Annotated in this window: 15 protein-coding genes; all 15 read right to left on the bottom strand. The window is 68.8% G+C overall.

Annotation, left to right across the window (positions count from 1 at the left end):
- The 15 genes from AC6CH0_RS12395 to AC6CH0_RS12325 all read right to left on the bottom strand — a co-directional run bounded on the left by AC6CH0_RS12395 (nt 1) and on the right by AC6CH0_RS12325 (nt 15,831).
- Nucleotides 1-921, bottom strand: coding sequence for an RluA family pseudouridine synthase (locus AC6CH0_RS12395; RefSeq protein ID WP_498101299.1), 921 nt, complete (start codon nt 919-921; stop codon nt 1-3).
- Nucleotides 921-1,553 carry a signal peptidase II gene (gene lspA, locus AC6CH0_RS12390; RefSeq protein WP_498101297.1) on the bottom strand — a complete coding sequence of 211 codons (633 nt, stop codon included), beginning with the start codon at nt 1,551-1,553 and terminating at the stop codon, nt 921-923. Before lspA ends, AC6CH0_RS12395 begins: the two co-directional genes overlap by 1 nt.
- Nucleotides 1,543-2,241 carry a DivIVA domain-containing protein gene (locus AC6CH0_RS12385; protein ID WP_498101295.1) on the bottom strand — a complete coding sequence of 233 codons (699 nt, stop codon included), beginning with the start codon at nt 2,239-2,241 and terminating at the stop codon, nt 1,543-1,545. Before AC6CH0_RS12385 ends, lspA begins: the two co-directional genes overlap by 11 nt.
- Nucleotides 2,242-2,355: 114 nt before the next feature.
- Nucleotides 2,356-2,673, bottom strand: coding sequence for a YggT family protein (locus AC6CH0_RS12380; RefSeq protein WP_498101293.1), 318 nt, complete (start codon nt 2,671-2,673; stop codon nt 2,356-2,358).
- Between the two features lie 6 nt (nt 2,674-2,679).
- A complete protein-coding gene (locus AC6CH0_RS12375) occupies nt 2,680-3,156 on the bottom strand; it encodes a cell division protein SepF (RefSeq protein WP_498101291.1) in 477 nt (158 codons plus the stop codon).
- A gap of 33 nt (nt 3,157-3,189) precedes the next feature.
- Nucleotides 3,190-3,897, bottom strand: a complete 708-nt coding sequence (locus tag AC6CH0_RS12370; protein WP_498101289.1) for a YggS family pyridoxal phosphate-dependent enzyme — start codon at nt 3,895-3,897, stop codon at nt 3,190-3,192.
- The gene (gene ftsZ / locus AC6CH0_RS12365) at nt 3,894-5,084 is read right to left on the bottom strand and encodes a cell division protein FtsZ (RefSeq protein ID WP_498101287.1); all 1,191 of its coding nucleotides are present in this window, start codon (nt 5,082-5,084) and stop codon (nt 3,894-3,896) included. Before ftsZ ends, AC6CH0_RS12370 begins: the two co-directional genes overlap by 4 nt.
- 171 nt (nt 5,085-5,255) lie before the next feature.
- Entirely contained in the window at nt 5,256-6,374 is a 1,119-nt protein-coding gene (locus tag AC6CH0_RS12360) for a cell division protein FtsQ/DivIB (RefSeq protein ID WP_498101285.1), read from the bottom strand.
- A gap of 13 nt (nt 6,375-6,387) precedes the next feature.
- Entirely contained in the window at nt 6,388-7,791 is a 1,404-nt protein-coding gene (gene murC, locus AC6CH0_RS12355; RefSeq protein WP_498101283.1) for a UDP-N-acetylmuramate--L-alanine ligase, read from the bottom strand.
- A gap of 111 nt (nt 7,792-7,902) precedes the next feature.
- A complete protein-coding gene (gene murG, locus AC6CH0_RS12350) occupies nt 7,903-9,003 on the bottom strand; it encodes an undecaprenyldiphospho-muramoylpentapeptide beta-N-acetylglucosaminyltransferase (RefSeq protein WP_498101281.1) in 1,101 nt (366 codons plus the stop codon).
- Nucleotides 9,000-10,280, bottom strand: coding sequence for a putative lipid II flippase FtsW (gene ftsW, locus AC6CH0_RS12345; RefSeq protein WP_498101279.1), 1,281 nt, complete (start codon nt 10,278-10,280; stop codon nt 9,000-9,002). The genes murG and ftsW overlap by 4 nt, the downstream gene beginning before the upstream one ends.
- Entirely contained in the window at nt 10,240-11,781 is a 1,542-nt protein-coding gene (gene murD, locus AC6CH0_RS12340) for a UDP-N-acetylmuramoyl-L-alanine--D-glutamate ligase (RefSeq protein WP_498102270.1), read from the bottom strand. Before murD ends, ftsW begins: the two co-directional genes overlap by 41 nt.
- A complete protein-coding gene (gene mraY / locus AC6CH0_RS12335; protein WP_498102268.1) occupies nt 11,781-12,878 on the bottom strand; it encodes a phospho-N-acetylmuramoyl-pentapeptide-transferase in 1,098 nt (365 codons plus the stop codon). The genes murD and mraY overlap by 1 nt, the downstream gene beginning before the upstream one ends.
- Nucleotides 12,875-14,287, bottom strand: coding sequence for a UDP-N-acetylmuramoyl-tripeptide--D-alanyl-D-alanine ligase (locus tag AC6CH0_RS12330; protein ID WP_498101277.1), 1,413 nt, complete (start codon nt 14,285-14,287; stop codon nt 12,875-12,877). The genes mraY and AC6CH0_RS12330 overlap by 4 nt, the downstream gene beginning before the upstream one ends.
- Entirely contained in the window at nt 14,284-15,831 is a 1,548-nt protein-coding gene (locus AC6CH0_RS12325; protein ID WP_498101275.1) for a Mur ligase family protein, read from the bottom strand. The genes AC6CH0_RS12330 and AC6CH0_RS12325 overlap by 4 nt, the downstream gene beginning before the upstream one ends.
- Between the last annotated feature and the right edge of the window lies 1 nt (nt 15,832).

Raw genomic sequence — 15,832 nt, 5'->3', positions numbered from 1 at the left:
TCAGTCGCCGCGCAAGAGTTCGAGTGCGTGTGCGAGGTCGGCGGGATACTGCGACACGAAGGTCGTCCACGCGCCGCCGCCGGGGTGGGCGAACGCGAGTTGCTTGGCGTGCAGCCATTGCCGTTCGAGTCCGAGTCGCGCCGAGAGCGTCGGGTCGGCCCCGTACATCGAGTCACCGGCGCACGGATGCCGCTGCGCCGCCATGTGCACGCGGATCTGGTGCGTGCGGCCGGTCTCGAGGTGCACCTCGAGCAGTGAGGCGTACGGGAACGCCTCGATCGTCTCATAGTGGGTGACGGCGTGCTTCCCGTCGGCCGTGACGGCGAATTTCCACTCCGAGCGGGGATGACGGCCGACCGGCGCATCGATCGTGCCCGCGAGCGGATCGGGATGCCCCTGCACGACCGTGTGATAGATCTTCTCCACCTCGCGGTCGTGGAACTGGCGCTTCAGGTCGGTGTACGCGCGCTCGGACTTGGCGACGACCATGAGTCCGCTGGTGCCGGCGTCGAGCCGGTGCACGACTCCCTGGCGCTCGGGAGCTCCCGAGGTGGAGATGCGGAAGCCCGCCGCGGCGAGGGCTCCGACGACGGTCGGTCCGTTCCAGCCGACCGAGGGATGCGCCGCGACCCCGGCGGGCTTGTCGACGACGACGAGGTCGTCATCGTCGTGGACGATGCCCAGGTCGGGCACCTCGATCGGTTCGATCGTGAGCCCGCGCGGCTCCTCCCAGCTCACCTCGAGCCAGGCACCGGCGCGCAGACGATCGGACTTGTCGACGGTCGCACCGTCGAGTGCGACCCCGCCCGCCGAGGCGATGTCGGCGGCGAGCGTTCGGGAGAATCCGAGGAGCTTGGCGAGTCCGGCGTCGACACGCGAACCGTCGAGCCCGTCGGGAACGGGGAATGAGCGGCGTTCCATCAGGCGCCGCGCGCCGCGTCGAGCGGCAGGCCGCCGTCGCCCGCCGTCGTGCCGGGGGCATCGCGAGTCGCGTGACCGTGAGCGCCTGATGCCGTCTCGTCGACGGCGCTCTCCCGCGGCTGCCGGACACCATCGAGGCCGATGCCGCGGATGGTGAGGATCATGAACAGGACCATGCTCGACACGATGGCCATGTCGGCGACGTTGTAGATGGCCGGAATCAGCCATGGGGTGGAGATGAAGTCGATGACGTGACCGAGCCCGAAGGACGGCTCCCGGAAGAGCCGGTCGGTCAGGTTGCCGAGCACCCCGCCGAGCAGCAACCCGAAGACGATCGCCCAGGCGGTCGAACGGATGCGCCGGGCGAACCAGACGATGAAGGTGATGACGCCCGCAGCGAGGATCGTGAAGATCCAGGTCATGCCGCTCGCCAACGAGAAGGCGGCACCGGGGTTGCGAACGAACTGCCACTGCAGCACGGAGCCGAGCACCGGCACGATCTCGCCCTCGGCGAGATTCGCGACGACGAGGAACTTGCTCAGCTGATCGAGGCCGTACGCCGCAAACGCGGCGCCGGCCACGACCAGGAGAGCAGTGGTGGAGCCGAGCTTGGCGGCTGGCTCAGCCGCCAAAGCCCTGGAAGGTCGGCGCAGGCTGCTCAGCAGGCAGGCCCGAAGCGCCGACCGGCGCCGAGAAGCCCTGGTTGCCCGAGACCTGCACCGGCGCCGCGGTGTCGAGATCGCGCAGCTGGCCCTCGATGTAGTTCTTCAGCTTCGCACGGTAGTCGCGCTCGAAGACGCGCAGTTCGTCGACCCGCTTCTCGAGCGCGACGCGCTCCTGGTCGAGCACGCCGATCTGTGCACGCTGCTTCGCCTCGGCCTCGGCGACGACCCGCGCCGCTGTGGCGTGGCCCTCGGCGATGAGCGCATCGCGCTTCTCGACGCCCTCACGAACGTGCTCTTCGTGCAGGCGGCGCGCCAGCTGCAGAAGGTTCGTGGTGCTGGTCTGCTCGTCGAGCTCGGACTGCGCCGACGCAGGCTGCTGCATCGGCACGGCGACCGTCGGCGGCGGAGCGGCCGGTTCGGTGTACACCGCGGCCGGTGTCGGCGCGGCAGCAGCGGCGGGAGCCGAACCAGCCTCCGCAGCACGGGCCTCGGCCGCGGACAGCCGCTGACGCAGCTCGTCGTTCTCGCCGGTCAGTCGACGAAGCTCGACCACGACCTCGTCGAGGAAGTCGTCGACCTCGTCTTGGTCGTACCCTTCCCGGAACTTCGTCGCCTGGAAGCGCTTGTTGACCACATCTTCCGGAGTTAGCGCCATGGCTTTCCACCCTCAAATCTGTCGAACTGTTCGATCACGTTCAGCTAACGGTAGCAAAGACATCCTCAGAGTCGTGAGTGCCGTTCGTCTCGACCTCACCCTCGCAGGAGATCATCAGCCGGAAACGGCTGCTGCTTGTCCCAGCAGGGACACCACGGTCATCGCAACGATCACGACGAGCATGGCCAAACTCCAGCCGAGGTCCAATGCGACCTGGCCGATACGAATCGGCGGCACGAGCCGCCGAAAGAAGCGCACGAGCGGATCGGTGAGGCTGTAGACCACCTCCACGATCACCAGCCAGGCGCCACGAGGGCGCCACGACCGATTGAACGTACGCACGAGGTCGAGCACGAAGCGCCCCCACATCACGAAGAAGTAGATGAGGAGGAGCGCGTAGAGCAGGTTCCAGACGACGAGGAGCGCGCCCACGGCCGGCTACGCGTGCGTGAAGAACGACGCGTCGACGTCGCCTTCACTCTCGCCGGTCTCCCCAGAGACGACGACGTGCGCGGGCGAGAGCAGGAACACCTTGCTCGTCACGCGCTCGATCTTGCCGTACAGCCCCTGCGAAAGCCCGCTCGCGAAGTCGATGAGACGCCGCGCGTCGGCATCCGACATCTGCGAGAGGTTGATGATCACCGGCACTCCCTCGCGGAAGGACTCGGCGATCACCTGCGCGTCACGGTATTGACGCGGGTGCACGGTCAGGATCTCGTTCATCTCCACCTGCGGGGTGCTCGGTTGGACGTGGTTCTTGCGCAGCGGAGTGACCGCCGCACCGGTCCGTGGTGCGGGCGCCGCGTGCACGACCGGCGCCACCGGTGCGGGCGCGTGTGCCTGCGGGGTCTCATCTTCGAGCTCTTCATCTGCGAGTCCGAGATAGACCATGGTCTTCTTGAGCGGGTTCGACATCGCTGCCTCCGTCTGTGTTCCGTCTCTTCGAGGTTAACCGGCGACCGGCCGATTCCCGGTGATTGCGGTTCCGATTCTCAGGTGTGTCGCACCTTCCATGATCGCGTCGCGAAAATCGTGCGACATCCCCATGGACAGATCACGCGCTGCGGGGTCGAGCGAACGCACGAGTTCGGAGAGCTCTCGGACGCGGGCGAATGCGGGTCGCGCAGGCGCTCCGAGCGGCGCGACCGCCATGAGCCCACGGAGGCGGAGCCCGGGCGTGTCGAGGACATGCTCCACGAGAGATTCCAGTTCAGTGGTGGCGACGCCCCCGCGGCCGGGGTCATCCGTCAGGTTGACCTGCACGAAGCAGTCGACGGACGACTCGTCGGATCGCAGCGCGTCGACGAGCGCAGTGCGGTCGACCGAGTGGATCGCCGAGGCGTATCCGCGAACCTGCCGGGCCTTCTTGCTCTGCAGCTGACCGACGAAATGCCACCGTAGATCGACGTCCGCGAGCTCGGCGACCTTGGCCTGCGCCTCCTGGTGCCGGTTCTCGCCGACGTCGTGCACCCCGAGCGCGGCGAGTTCGGCGACGAGCGCCGCCGGGTGGAACTTGGTGACGACGATGGTCGTGATCTCGCCCGCATCGCGATTCGCGTCGGCCGCGGCATCCGCGATTCGCCCGGTCACCTCGGCCAGGCGTCCGCCGAGCGTGTCGGCACCCGCCGGAGCGCTCTGACCGGCGAACTCGCTCACTTCAGGAAGTCTGGGATGTCGAGGTCGTCGTCATCGGTGTCGAACGCCGGGTCGGAGACGATCTGATCCGCGGTGCTCGAATCGACCTCACCCCAGTTGGCGGTCTCGACCAGTTCATCGATGTCGATCTCGGAGATCGCGTCGGCGACATCGCCCGAGATCGCGCCACCGCCGGCCGCCACGCCGACCGCAGCAGGCACGAAGTTCGTGCGGCGCGCTTCGGCCGGCTTCGTGCTCGGCTCGCCGCCGTCGAATCCTGCGGCGATGACCGTGACGCGCACCTCGTCGCCCAGCGTGTCGTCGATGACTGCACCGAAGATGATGTTCGCCTCGGGGTGCACCGCCTCCTGCACGAGTCGCGCGGCGTCGTTGATCTCGAAGATGCCGAGGTTCGAGCCACCCTGGATGGAGAGCAGCACGCCGTGCGCGCCATCGATCGAGGCTTCGAGCAACGGGCTGGCGACGGCGAGTTCCGCAGCCTTGATCGAGCGGTCGGCTCCCCTCGATGAGCCGATGCCCATGAGTGCGGAACCTGCGCCCTGCATGACCGACTTGACGTCGGCGAAGTCGAGGTTGATGAGCCCGGGAGTCGTGATCAGGTCGGTGATGCCCTGGACACCGGCGAGGAGCACCTGGTCGGCGGTCGCGAATGCCTCGAGCATCGAGATGCCGCGATCGCTGATCTCGAGCAGGCGGTCGTTCGGCACCACGATCAGGGTGTCGACTTCCTCCTTCAGGCGAGCGACGCCCTGTTCGGCCTGTGTCTGACGGCGTTTGCCCTCGAAGCCGAACGGCTTGGTGACGACGCCGATCGTGAGTGCGCCGATTGACTTGGCGATGCGTGCGACGACCGGAGCGCCGCCGGTGCCCGTGCCACCGCCTTCACCCGCGGTGACGAAGACCATGTCGGCCCCCGCGAGCGCTTCTTCGATCTCTTCCGCGTGGTCTTCTGCGGCCCGGCGCCCGACTTCCGGGTCTGCGCCGGCACCGAGGCCGCGAGTGAGATCACGTCCGACATCGAGCTTGACGTCGGCGTCCGACATCAGCAGCGCCTGTGCGTCGGTGTTGATCGCGATGAACTCGACTCCGCGGAGGCCGAGTTCGATCATGCGGTTGACGGCGTTGACACCGCCGCCGCCGATGCCGACGACCTTGATGACGGCGAGGTAGTTCTGGTTTGTCGACATGACCGGCCTTCCGTGCGAACTCTGAACCTCTAGTCGAAGGTTAAAGTTTTGCTGAGTATGCAATTCCTGAGTTGACGGTAGGTGCCAGACCATCCCCCCACCGAAAGGCGCGCCCGCGTGTCGCGAACCGCCTCGCGGATCGGCCCGGATTCACCCGGATCTGCTCGCGGATCACCGCGTGACAGCACTCTGGGGTGACGAGACGTCGTACTCGTCGACGGCGTCGGGTGGTGCCGCGATCATGAGTTGCGCCAGTACCGCCGCCTTCTGCGCCGATTCCTCGGAGCTCCCCCAGACGACCGTTGCGCCCGATGAGAGTTCCAGACGCACGTCGTCGGCCGTTGCTGCCGACGCTCCGACGAGCTGGGAGCGCACCTCGGCCGGCAGGCTTCTGATCACGGCGCCCGCCGCGCGGAAACCCTCGCCCGCGACGCCTCCCTCTGCGGTGATGAGCGGCTGACCCTCCGGCCGTTCGGCCGGCCGATCGATCACGACACCAGCGGCATCGACGAGCTCGAGCCCATCGCCCGTGTCGATGACCCCTACCGGCACTCGCTCGACGATGCGCACGACGAGGGTGCCCGGCGGAATGGTCTCGGTCGAATAGGTCTCGATGAGCGGGAAGTTCGAGAGCGCCGCAAGCACGTCGGCGCTCTCGATGAGGGGCAACGGCGTGCCGAGCGTCCCGGCGAACGCGGCTTGTACATCAGCAGCTGGAATTCGCACGGCGCCCTCGACCCGAACCTCCCGCAACGCCATGAGCGGTGAGTATGCGCCGACGGCGATCACCACGACGAGTGCGACGATCGAACCGAGCACGACCGACCAGACGACCCGGCGACGACGAGACCGCTTCGTGAAGCGCCGAACCTCGAGCCGTTCGTACCGACGCCGCGCACGTGCTGCAGCGGCCAGCTCACGCTTGGCCGCACGCGCGTCGCGGGGCCGGCCTCCGGACGGAGCGTCGCCGGAAGCGGCGCGCGAGCCCGGCTCCCGATCGGCGCTCGCGTCGGAGACGCCCGCCACGGCAGGCGCGATCGGTTCGGTCGGTTCGACTGGGCGCCCGGCGGTCTCGACGACGGCGATCGGCTCCGTCGTGGTGCGGTCGGGGTCGAACGGCGCCGCACCAGGATCGGCACGAGCCTCGCCGACTGGTGCAGGTCGATCACGCCCCTTCGGGACCCGACCCGGTTGCGAATCCCGAACCCGGTCGGGAGCGACGACGGGCTCGACTCGCCTGCTGCGCGGAGTGCGCGCCGCCGGCCCGTCGAAACCCTGCGGCCGCTTCACGCGGGCACCACCGTCATCCGCGCTCCCGCTCGAGCGAACCGAGCAACTGCGGCACGATGCGGTAGACATCGCCGCAACCGAGCGTGATCACGAAATCGCCGTCGCGCGCAATGCTCGCGGTGTAGTCGGCGGCCTGCTGCCAATCGGGCACGAACGCCACGTGCGACGCGTCGTCGAACCGCTCGCTGACGAGCGCGCCGGTGACGCCCGGCTCCGGGTCCTCCCGCGCACCGTAGACGTCGAGCACGACGGTCTCGTCGGCATACTCTTCGAGCACCTCGGCGAACTCCTTGGCGAACAGACGAGTGCGGCTGTAGAGGTGCGGCTGGTGCACCGCGATGATGCGCCCCTCCCCCACGACCGTGCGCGCGGCCGACAGCGCAGCGGCCACCTCGGTCGGGTGATGGGCGTAGTCATCGTAGACGCTCACGCCGCCGACCGTGCCGTGCAGTTCGAAGCGCCGACCGGTACCCGCGAACCGGGTGATGCCGGCGAGCGACGCTGCAGGATCGAGACCGAGGCCGACGAGCACCGCGAACGCACCCGCCGCGTTGATGGCGTTGTGCCGTCCGGGGATGCGGAGCTGGGCGTGATGGTCGACGCCCTCGTACGCAACGGTGAACGACACGGGGCCGTCGGTTGCGATCGAGTGCACCCGCACCGTTGCATCGGCCGCCTCGCCGAAGGTGATGACGCGCTCGTGGGCGAGGCGTGCTGCGACGCGAGCGGCGCCGGCGTCGTCGGAGGAGATCACGACGAACTCGCGTGCGTGGTCGGCGAAGTCCACGAACGCCTGCTCGAATGCTTCGAGCGAGCCGTAGTGGTCGAGATGGTCGGGATCGACGTTCGTGACGAGCGCCACCGAGGTGTCGTAGAGCAGGAAGGATCCGTCGGACTCGTCGGCTTCGACCACGAACAGTTCGCCGTCGCCCGCGGCCGACGAGACGCCGAGCTCCTCGATCACGCCGCCGTTGACGAAGCTCGGATCTTCGCCGAGCGCGAGCAGTCCGGTGACGATCATGCCCGTCGAGGTGGTCTTCCCGTGGGCGCCGGCCACCGAGACGAGCCGTTGGCCCGCGATGAGCGCCGCGAGCGCCTGCGAACGGTGCAGCACCGGCAGGCCCCGTTCCAGCGCGAGCTGGTACTCGGGGTTGTCGAGCCAGAGCGCGCCGGTGACGACGACGGTGTCGACGTCGTCGCCGAGGTTCTCTGCTGCGTGGCCGATGGCGACCTCGGCTCCGAGCGCACGCAGCGCCTCGATGTTGTCGGAATCGCGCACATCCGAACCGGTCACCCGGTGCCCGGCCTTCAGCATGAGCCTCGCGATTCCGCTCATCCCCGAGCCGCCGATGCCGACGAAGTGCACGGCGCCGAGCTCGGCGGGGATCTGGGCTGAGAGGTCGGGCTTGATCGTCACGGTTCGGCTGTTCTTCCTCGGTGCGGTCGGAATGGATGCGGGTCGGTCGCGTGTGCGCCCGTCTCCACTGGGTTCGTGCGAACGGATGCCGCGGCATCCGCCCAGTCAACGTTACGCGCCTTGCGAGCCGTCTCCGGCTGCCTCGCCGAGCGCCTCGTCGACGAGGGCGACCATGCGATCGGTACCGTCGCGGAAGCCCACGGATGCCGCGGCAACGGCCATGTCGCGCAGACGCGCCGCGTCGGCGAGGAGGGGCAGCAAGTGCTCGGCCACCCAATCGGGGACGAACTCGGCATCGTCGACGAGCACCGCGCCCCCTGCTTCGACGACTCCGGCCGCGTTGAAGCGCTGTTCGCCGTTGCCGACCGGATAGGGCACGAACACGGCGGGGATGCCGAGGGCGGCGAGTTCGCTGACGGTGGCGGCACCCGCACGGGACACGGCGACGTCGGCCAGCGCGAGGGCGAGGTCCATGCGGTCGGCGTACTCGACGACGTGGTAGTCGGCGATGCCGGGATCGGTGACCTCGGAGCTCGCGCCGGTCACGTGGACGACCTGCCAGCCGGCACCGGTGATGGCCGTCGCCGAGTCGGCCATGGTGCGATTGATGCGCCGGGCACCGAGCGATCCGCCGGTGGCGAGGAGCACCGGTCGCGACGGGTCGAGCCCGAAGTGGGCGGCGGACTCGAGACGGCGTGCGGGCGGATCGAGGGTCTCGATCTCGCGCCGGAGCGGCATGCCGACGAGGCGCGCACCGGGAAGCGGGGTGCCCTCGAAGGCGACGCCCACCGTCGCCGCGAACCGAGCGCCCAGGCGGTTCGCGAGTCCGGGCCGCGCGTTCGCCTCGTGGATCGCGACCGGAATGCGAGCACCGCGTGCGGCCAGGTATGCGGGTGTCGACACGTAGCCGCCGAATCCGACGACGACATCGACCCCGCGTTCCTCGATGATGCCGCGGACGGCCGCAACCGAAGCACGGAAGCGACCCGGGAACGCGAGTGCCGCTCGATTCGGCCGTCGCGGAAAGGGCACCTTCGCGATCGTCAGCAGCTCGTAGCCACGGGCGGGCACCAGCCGAGCCTCGAGACCCTCTGCCGTGCCGAGCACGAGCACGGATGCTGCTGGGTCACGCTCGCGCAGCCGGTCGGCCACGGCGAGCAGCGGGTTCACGTGGCCGGCCGTGCCTCCGCCGGCGAGGAGGTAGGTGGTCATCGCGCCGCCCGTGTCGCCGCCGTGCGCCCGGCCTTGCGCGCGGCTGCCCGGTCCGCTGCCTTCGCGGCGGCCCTGGCGGCCGCCTCGGGGTCGCGCGCGACCGACAGCACGATGCCGATGGCGAAGAGCGTGGTGAGCAGCGCCGTACCACCCGCCGAGACGAGCGGCAGCGGAACGCCGAGAACAGGGAAGACACCGAGCACGACACCGATGTTGACACATGCCTGGCCGATCACCCAGACGAGCACCGACGCGGACGCGGCTCGAGCGAACGGGGTACGGGCTCCCCGAAGCACGCGGGTGAGCGCCACTGCGAGCACCACGAACATGGCGATCACGACGATCGCGCCGATCAGACCGAGTTCTTCGCCGATGATCGCGAAGATGAAGTCATTGTCGGCTGCGGGAACCCACGACCATTTCGCGACCGAGTTGCCGAGACCCACCCCGAAGATGCCGCCGTTCGCGAGGGCGAAGGAGCCGTGCTGGATCTGCCAGCAGTCGTTGATGGCATCACCGCTTCCCCCGCTCTCGCAGTTCGCGTCGAGGAAGGACGTGATGCGGCGCATGCGGTTCTCGCTCGAGACGGCGACGAGCACGAAGATGATCACTGCTGCGAAGATCGGCGGCAGCAGGAGCCGGAGCCGCACGCCGATGAGGAAGAGTGCGCCGAGCAGCATCGCGCCCATGATCATGACCGTGCCGAGGTCGCCGCCGACCAGCACGAGGCCGATCGCCCCGCCGCCCACCAGGATGATCGGCAGGATGCCGTGCACGAAATCGCCGAGCAGCGCCTCCTTCTTCGTCACGATGAGGCCGAGCCACATCACCAGGGCGACCTTGATCAGCTCCGAGGGCTGGAACTGCATCGGGCCGAGCTGGATCCAGTTCGTGTTGCCGCCGACCTCGATGCCGAGCGGCGTCGCCACGACCAGGAGCTGCATGAGACACGAGACGATGAGCGTCGGCCAGGCCAGACGCATCCAGAATCGCTCCGGCATCCGGCTCGCGATGAGCATGATCGGGATGCCGAAGACGGCGAAGAGCCCCTGGCGCATCGCCTGTGCGAAGAAGCTCTCGTCTTCGAGGTGCGATTGCACGACTGATGCGGAGAGCACCATCACCAGGCCGAAGACGACCAGGAAGAGCGTCGTGCCGAGCAACAGGAAGTAGTCGGCCGACTCGACCCGGAACACCCGGCCGAGCCGGATGCGGGCGGCGGAGACGCCCGGACGGTCAGTCTCCGGTGAGCGGTTCGTGCGGGGCGGAGTCGCCACCCGCCTCACCTCCCAGCATCGATCCGACGGCCTCGTGGAACCGCCGGCCCCGGTCGCCGTAGTCGGCGAACTGATCCATCGACGCCGCGGCGGGAGCGAGGAGCACGGTGTCGCCGTCTTCGGCGACCGCCGCAGCCAGCGCCACCGCGTCGGGCATCACCGTTTCAGTGTCATCCGTGACCACTTCGAACAGTGGCAGCTCAGGGGCGTGTCGGCGGAACGCCGCGACGAGCGCGGCGCGATCGGCGCCGATCACGACCGCGGCGCGCAACCGCCCGACGTGCGCGGCCACGAGGGCATCCGCATCGACGCCTTTCAGCAGGCCGCCGACGATCCAGACCACCGTGCCGAACGCGCGCAACGACGCCTCTGCAGCGTGGGGGTTCGTCGCCTTCGAGTCGTCGACCCAACGGATGCCACCGGAGACCGCCACCGTCTCGATTCGGTGCGCGTCGAGACGGAACTCGCCGAGCGCATCGTGGATCGTCGTGACCGGCACTCCGAACGAGCGCGCCAGTGCCGACGATGCGAGGATGTTCGCCACGACGTGCGGCGCCGCCAGCCCGCGCGGTTCGAGCTCGTCGATCGTCGTGATCTCGAGCGCTGCCGAGCGTCGGTCGTCGAGGAACGCGCGGTCGCAGAGGATGCCGTCGACGACGCCGAAGTCGCTCGGGCCCGGCACGTCGAGGCCGAATCCGATCGCTCGCGCGCCCTCCTCGACCTCAGCGTCCTCGACCATCTGCCGTGTCGCCTCGTCAGCCCGGTTGTAGACGCACGCGACCTTCGTGTTCTCGTAGACCTTCGCCTTCGCGGCGCGATAGGCCTCGGGCGAGCCGTGCCAATCGAGGTGGTCGTCGGCGAGGTTCAGCACGACGCTCGCCCACGGATGCACCGCGCCCTCGCCGGTGCTCGGCAGGTGATGCAGCTGGTAGCTCGAGAGCTCGACGACGAGCACGTCGAATCCTCCGGGGTCGCGCACGGCGTCGAGCACCGGCACGCCGATGTTGCCGCACGGCGCCACTCGAACGCCGCCCGCTGCGAGGAAGGTGGCCGCCATCTGCACGGTCGTCGTCTTGCCGTTCGTGCCGGTCACGAGAATCCACTCGGCGGCGTTGACCTTGTCGCGAACGCGCCAGGCGAGCTCGATGTCGCCCCACACGGCGATCGCCTCGGCACCGGCCCATTCGAGCACGGGGTGATCGGGATGGAAGCCCGGTGAGGCGATGATCAACTCGGGTGCGAATTCGTTGAGCTCAGCGGGAACCGTATCGAGCGGATGCCGCAGCAACCGGGCCCCGATGACCTCGAGGATCCGCGCACGGTCATCGTCGACCTCGGGCGCCACGACGAGCACGTTCGCTCCGAGCTCGGTGAGCGTGTCGGCGACGGCGAAGCCGGTGACCCCGAGGCCGAGCACGACGACCCGGAGGCCCGACCAATCGGCGTTCCAGCTCGTCAGCGAATCCAGACGTCCGGGATCGGGCGCAGCGACATCCGTCATCAGCTCTGCAGCCACTCGAAGTAGAAGGCGCCGACGCCCGCGGCGACGAGCAGGCCGCCGATGATCCAGAAGCGCACGACGATCGTGACCTCGGCCCAGCCCTTCAACTCGAAGTGATGGTGGATCGGGCTCATCAGGAAGATGCGTTTGCCGTGCGTGAGCTTGAAGTACGCGCGCTGCACGATGACCGACCCGGTCTCGATGACGAAGAGGCCGCCGATGATGAGCAGGAGCAGTTCGGTGTGGCTGACGATCGCGAGGGCGGCGAGGGCGCCGCCGAGCGCCAGGGAACCGGTGTCGCCCATGTAGATCTTCGCCGGGTTCGTGTTCCACCACAGGAAGCCGATGAGACCGCCGACGATGGCCGTGGCCACGATCGCGATGTCGAGCGGGTCGCGCACGTCGTAGCAGCGGTACCGGTCGGAGGGGTTCAGCCCGATCGCCGCGCACGACTGGTTGAACTGCCAGAAGCCGATGATGACGAACGAGCCGATCGCGAGGATCGATGCGCCGCCGGCGAGCCCGTCGAGACCGTCGGTGACGTTGACGCCGTTCGACGTGCCGACGGCGAGCAGGCAGATCCAGAGCACGTAGAGAATGACGCCGACGATCGTGCCGAACACCATGAAGTCGAGCGGCAGGTCACGGATGAATGAGATCTTCGTGTCGGCCGGCGTGATGCCGCGGTTGTCGGGGAACTGCAGGGCCAGCAACGCGAAGACACCCGCGATGAGCACCTGGCCGACGACCTTGGCCCAGCCGCCGAGACCGAGGCTCTGCTTCTTGCGCGTCTTCAGGAAATCGTCGACGAACCCCACGATGCCGAGGCCGACCATCATGAACAGCACGAGCAGACCGGAGGCCGTCGGCTCCTCATCGCTCACGATCAGCGTCGCGACGAAATAGCCGAAGAGGGTGCCGAGAATGAAGATGATGCCGCCCATGGTGGGCGTGCCGCGCTTGACGTGGTGGCTCTTGGGCCCGTCGTCGCGGATGAACTGGCCCCAGCCGAGCCGAACGAACAGCCGGATGAACAGGGGGGTCAGGAACAGCGTGAAGGCGAGCGACAACGCCCCAGCGGTCAGCAGTGCTCTCACGAGAACCATTCTCCCAGTCGGTCGCCCAGCAGGCGGAGACCCGCCGAGTTCGACGATTTCACCAATATCGTGTCGCCGGGGCGCACGGAGGACGTCACGAGGTCGAATGCCTCGTCGGCGGACTCGACGAATGCCGATTCGCCGTCCCACGAGCCCTCGTTGATCGCCGTGATGTGCAGGCGACGTGCGCCGGTGCCCACCACGACGAGCTGGGAGATGCCGAGCCGCACGGCCAGCAGGCCGATGCGATCGTGCTCCTCGCCCGAGAACTCGCCGAGTTCGCTCATCTCGCCCAGCACGGCGATCGTGCGAGCGCCGGGGCTCTTCACCTGCGCAAGCGTCTTGATCGCGGCCGACATCGAGTCGGGGCTCGCGTTGTAGGCGTCGTTGATGACCGTGACACCGTCACGGCCGCCCATGACCTGCATGCGCCAGCGTTCGGCGAGGGTCACCTGCTCGAGCGCGTCGACGACGGCCGGCAACGGCACGCCGAGTTCGAGGGATGCCGCGATCGCCGCGAGCGCGTTCATGACGTGATGCTCGCCGAGCACAGAGAAGTGCACTTCAGCGGATTCCCCGCCCGGTACCGTCACGGTGAAGTCGGTTCCTCGGGCGTGCGTGCGGATGTCGGCGGCGCGCACGTCGGCCCCCTCGCCGAACCCGAACCAGACGATGCGTGCGGCGGTCAGGCCGGCCATGGGGACCACCCGCGGGTCGTCGGAGTTCAGCACCGCGACATCCGTGTCGAGCAGTTCGGTGACCATCTCGGACTTCGCCAGGACCGTCTGCTCGATGCCGCCGAACTCGCCCGCGTGCGCGAGGCCGACCTTCAGCACGATGCCGATGTCGGGGCGGGCCATGCGCACCAGCCGGGCGATCTCGCCGACGGCGGACGCGCCCATCTCGGCGACGAGGAACTCGGTGTCGGCCGTGAGCTCGAGCATCGTGATCGGCGCACCGACCTCGTTGTTGAACGAGGCTCGCGCGGCGATCGTCGGACCGACCTGCTCGAGCACCGTGCGCAACAGGTTCTTCGTCGTCGTCTTGCCGTTGGAGCCGGTGACGCCGACGATGCGCAGCTTGCCGAGGCTTCGAACGCGCAGCACGACTTCGGTCGCGAGCGCTCCCAGCGCGTCGACCGAGTCGTCGACGATGATCTGCGGCACGGCGAGATCGAGCGGGTGCTCGACGATCAGGAGGGCCGCGCCCTGTTCGGCCGCGGCCGGCGCGAACCGGTGGCCGTCGTCGAACTCTCCGCGCTTGGCGACGAACACTCCCCCGGCGCCGATCTCGCGGGAGTCGGTCGTCACGGTGCCGTCGACGATCGTGTCGGGTGTGTGCGACGTGCCGTCGAGTCGGAGCGTGCCGCCGACGGCCGAGGCGATCTCGGCCAGGGTCAGGGCGATCATGCGAGCCACCCCGCATCGCGCAGTGCCTGCTTGGCGTCGTCTCTGGCCGAATACGGAATCTTCACGCCCTTCACCTCGTGGTAGTCCTCGTGGCCGGGTCCGGCGTAGAGGATCGCATCACCCTCGCCCGCGAGGGCGAGGGCAGCGCGGAATGCAGCGCGCGGATCGGCGATCTCCTGGATCTCGCGATCGGGCACTGCCGCGCGTGCGCCGGCGATGAGCGCGGCTCGGATCGCCGCCGGGTCCTCGAATCGCGGGTGGAAATCGGTGACGACGACGACGTCGGCACCGCGGGCGGCGATGGCGCCCATCTCGGCGCGCTTCGTCGAGTCGCGATCGCCATCGGCCCCGAAGACCATGACGACACGGCCGTCGGTACTGCGACGGATGGCGCCGAGCGTCTGCAGGAAGGCGTCGGGGCTGTGCCCGTAGTCGATGTAGACGACCGGTCCGCGGTCACTCGAGATGCGTTCGGCCCGCCCGGGGATGTACGCGTCGACGCCGCCGTCGCGCTCGAGTGCGGCGGCGATGAGGTCGAGGTCGTACCCGGCCTCGGTGAGCATCACGATCGCGAGGGCGGCGTTGGCAGCCATGTACCAGCCGAGCAGCGGCACCTGCGTCTCGACTCGACGCCCGCCCGGGCCCTCGAGCAGGAACGAGGTGTGATCGGCACCCTCTTCGAGCACGGTGATGCGCCAATCGGCTTCGACGCCGGCGGTCGTCGTGAGCGTGGTGACGGGGATGCGCGACTCGGCGACGAGTCGGCGGCCCCACTCCGAATCGACCGTGACGACCCCGCGACGCGATCGCTCGGGCTGGAAGAGCTCGCGTTTCGCCTCGAAGTACTCGTCCATCGAGGCGTAATCGTCGAGATGGTCGTGCGTCAGGTTCGTGAAGCCGACCACGTCGAAGACGAGGCCGTCGACGCGATGTCGTGAAAGCGCCTGCGCGGAGACCTCGATGCCGACGGCGCGCACGTCGACCTCGCGCATACGGGCGAGCAGGGCGTGCAGTTCGCTCGCCTCGGGCGTCGTGAGCGAGCTCGTGACCGCTTCGTCGCCGATCCGGCGCTCTGCGGTCGAGGTGAGCCCGGCCATGACGCCGAGCTGGCGGAGCATGCCGTAGAGCAGGTAGACCACGCTGGTCTTGCCGTTCGTCCCGGTCACCGCGAAGAGCGTGGCCGGGTTCTCGGAGGTGCGGTGGATCCACGCGGCGACGTCGCCGAGCGCGGCGCGTGCGTCGGCCGTGACGAGCACGGGCAGGCCGGCGCCGGATGCGCGTTCGGCGCCCGCGGCGTCGGTGAGCAGGGCGACGGCACCGGCATCGCGAGCAGCTGCGGCGAACTCGGCGCCGTGCGCGTTGCGACCGGGTACGCCGACGTAGAGATCGCCGGGTTGCACCGCCTTCGAGGAGAGGCCGACGCCTGTGACCTCGACGCCGTCGATCTCGCCGAGCACGGTGAACCCGAACGCTTCGGCGAGGCCGGACAGCGATCGAGGACTCGGGTGCTTCGGCCGGAGGGCCGTGAGAGGCGATCCGGTCACG

The sequence above is a fragment of the Agromyces sp. GQ35 genome (assembly GCF_059758475.1).
This window is presented reverse-complemented; position numbering and strand designations above follow the sequence as displayed.